Raw genomic sequence first — 2,434 nt, forward strand, 5'->3', positions numbered from 1 at the left:
ACCGGATAGGGCATCACCACAAGGAGGACGATTTATGTCCGCACGTCTCTTTTCCCTATGGTCCGAATATGACGGGCTTCCCGGCGCGGAAGTGGTCTATTCCGCCAACCCCGACCTGCTGCGCAAGATGGGCCGCGATCATCACGCAGCCGCCACGCACAAGCCCGATCTGCGCTTGCTCGATCCCGAGGGCAAAACCGTCGCAACGATGGATATTTGGGCAACTGACTGGACGGAGATGGGGGCATGAGTGCCCCCAACAACACCCCCGCCATTCAGGCAGAGCGCATCCTTGATGCACTGACCGCGCTCTATCCTGACGCCTCCGGCCATGTGGCCGATCTGATGGAGTATGCGCTTTGCGACCTGCGCCATCTGGCCGATCAGCATGTGATCTGTTTCGGCAGCACGGATCAGAAGGGGTATCGCACCTACCTTCAGGAGAAGGCCCAATGAAACCGCAGATTTCACTCATCGAGGGGCGGCACCTGACCGCCTCCGACAAGCGCAATATTCTGGCTTGCATCGAGTATCAGCGGGACAAGCATCCCGCCACATGGGGCGCGGATTGGCTGGGCCGAAAATCCTCACCCAAGCGTTACACCGTCGCGCCGATCCCGGAGACGCCGAACCGCTACGAAGTCCAAATCCGCGAGAACTACCGCAACGATTATGGCTGTCCTTGCGAGCGCACGGCCCGCCTTGTGATCGAGACCAAGGGTGTCGATCCCTTGCCCGTCGCCAAATCGCACCCGGCTTGGGACAACGACGATCTTTTCGCAGCCATGCCTCGGGGAACCGAGGCATGAGCTGGCGCACCTTTGAGACCCGCGAACACCCCGACGACCTGCCCCGCGTCCACAAGGACGAGGCGACGGCATGGCGCTACGCCAGCCGCACCGGGCACGAGGTTTGGGAAGTGATCGAATACGGCCCGAACGCTGGCGAGCGGTTCCTGGGCCAAGGATGAAAGACGAGAACATGACATTTCACAGCGAATTTCCGAAGATTGGCGAAACCGATCAGAAGGACCACGGCGCACCGGCGATCCGGCGCAGCCTGTCCGAGATCGTCGCGGATTATGATGCAAAGGCCGAAAGCATCCCCGGCGCCATCGAGGCTTTCAAGAAGGCCGAAACCGCGATCAATGCCGCCGCTTGCATCGGCGGCACCTACGGCGGGCGCGTCTTTGCGACCGATCCGAGCCTATACGAGCGCGACGTGCGCCTGACGCTCCTGCGATCCGCATGGAAACACGTCTACGAAGGCTTGAATATCGAGAACATCGCCAGCGCCAAGGACCGGCAACAGCTCGACTTGAAGCTGACCAACCCCCTGCCCTTCACCTTGGAAAATATCGCTGAGGTGTTCGGGAGCTATTTGCTCGATCAACGCTTTCACGTCCTCAAGGGGCTGGCCGAATGCTTCACCGATCTGGACCCGGCCTATAAGAGCCATTCCAAAGTAAAAATCGGCGTTGAGGGCCTGCCGAAACGGATCATCGTTTCCTATGTCACCGGCTGGAACAGTTGGGGCCGGGAGCGGGTGAAAGATACCCTCAACGCCCTGCGCGTCTATCGCAGCCAGCCGCGCTATACCTACCGCGAATTTGAAGACACGATGGACGAGGCGCAGCGCCACGGCGAGGCTGATTTCTGCGGTGGCATCATTCGCGTTTTCAAGAATGGCAACGCCCACCTGATTTTCGACCCCGAGGGCCGAAAAGACATCAACCGCGCCCTGGCCGAGTTCTACGGCGAAGTGCTGCCCGACGCGCCGAACGAGGCCGAGGCGAAGCGGCCAAGCACCGAAGTTGCCCGCGATCTGCAATTCTATGCCAGCCCCCGGCCCGTGGCAGAAACCGTGATCGACGCCCTGCACCTAAGCGGCGGCGAGGAAATCCTAGAACCGTCCTGCGGCGACGGCGCACTGATGGACGAGCTGGCCCGGCGCAACGCCGATCTGCGCGAAAACCGGATGAGCGGGGCTGTGTCCGTCACCGGCGTTGAATACGACGCCGCCCGTGCCGATCTGGCCCGCGCGAAGGGCCATCACGTCATGACCGCGAATTTCCTTCAGGTCGCGCCCGATCCGCGGTTTGACAAAGTGGTCATGAACCCCCCTTTTTATGGGCGGCACTACAAGAAACACCTCGATCACGCGGTGAAATTCCTGAAGCCCGGCGGCTGTCTGGTCTGCATTCTGCCCGCGTCCGCCTACTACGACCACGGCACCACAATTGGCGACTGGCGCGATCTGCCCGTGGGCAGCTTCGCCAGCTCCGGCACGAACATCCCCACCGGATACTGTGTCTATTACAAGCCGCGCGCATGATCGCCGGGCGGGTCAATCTCGTGTTGGCCCGCCTCGCGCAATGCCATAATATCCCTGTAAAATATGGAGTTTTATCCCACATTTCCCAAGTAAGGCGCTG

General features: G+C 60.9%; 5 protein-coding genes. All 5 read left to right on the forward strand.

Going from position 1 to position 2,434, the window contains the following annotated elements:
* Positions 1 to 250: hypothetical protein (locus FE811_RS26460; protein WP_219848975.1), on the forward strand; the 250-nt coding region annotated here is incomplete at its 5' end.
* Complete coding sequence (locus tag FE811_RS26465; RefSeq protein WP_093744245.1) at positions 247 to 456, forward strand: hypothetical protein; 210 nt, start codon at positions 247 to 249, stop codon at positions 454 to 456. The genes FE811_RS26460 and FE811_RS26465, both read left to right, overlap by 4 nt.
* Complete coding sequence (locus FE811_RS26470) at positions 453 to 809, forward strand: hypothetical protein (RefSeq protein WP_140849477.1); 357 nt, start codon at positions 453 to 455, stop codon at positions 807 to 809. The genes FE811_RS26465 and FE811_RS26470 overlap by 4 nt, the downstream gene beginning before the upstream one ends.
* Positions 806 to 970, forward strand: a complete 165-nt coding sequence (locus FE811_RS27775) for a hypothetical protein (RefSeq protein WP_157903888.1) — start codon at positions 806 to 808, stop codon at positions 968 to 970. The genes FE811_RS26470 and FE811_RS27775 overlap by 4 nt, the downstream gene beginning before the upstream one ends.
* Entirely contained in the window at positions 967 to 2,334 is a 1,368-nt protein-coding gene (locus FE811_RS26475) for a class I SAM-dependent methyltransferase (RefSeq protein ID WP_255469862.1), read from the forward strand. The genes FE811_RS27775 and FE811_RS26475 overlap by 4 nt, the downstream gene beginning before the upstream one ends.
* Positions 2,335 to 2,434: the final 100 nt, after the last annotated feature.

This window comes from Paracoccus sp. FO-3, from assembly GCF_006386455.1.
Classification (GTDB): Bacteria; Pseudomonadota; Alphaproteobacteria; order Rhodobacterales; family Rhodobacteraceae; genus Paracoccus; species Paracoccus versutus.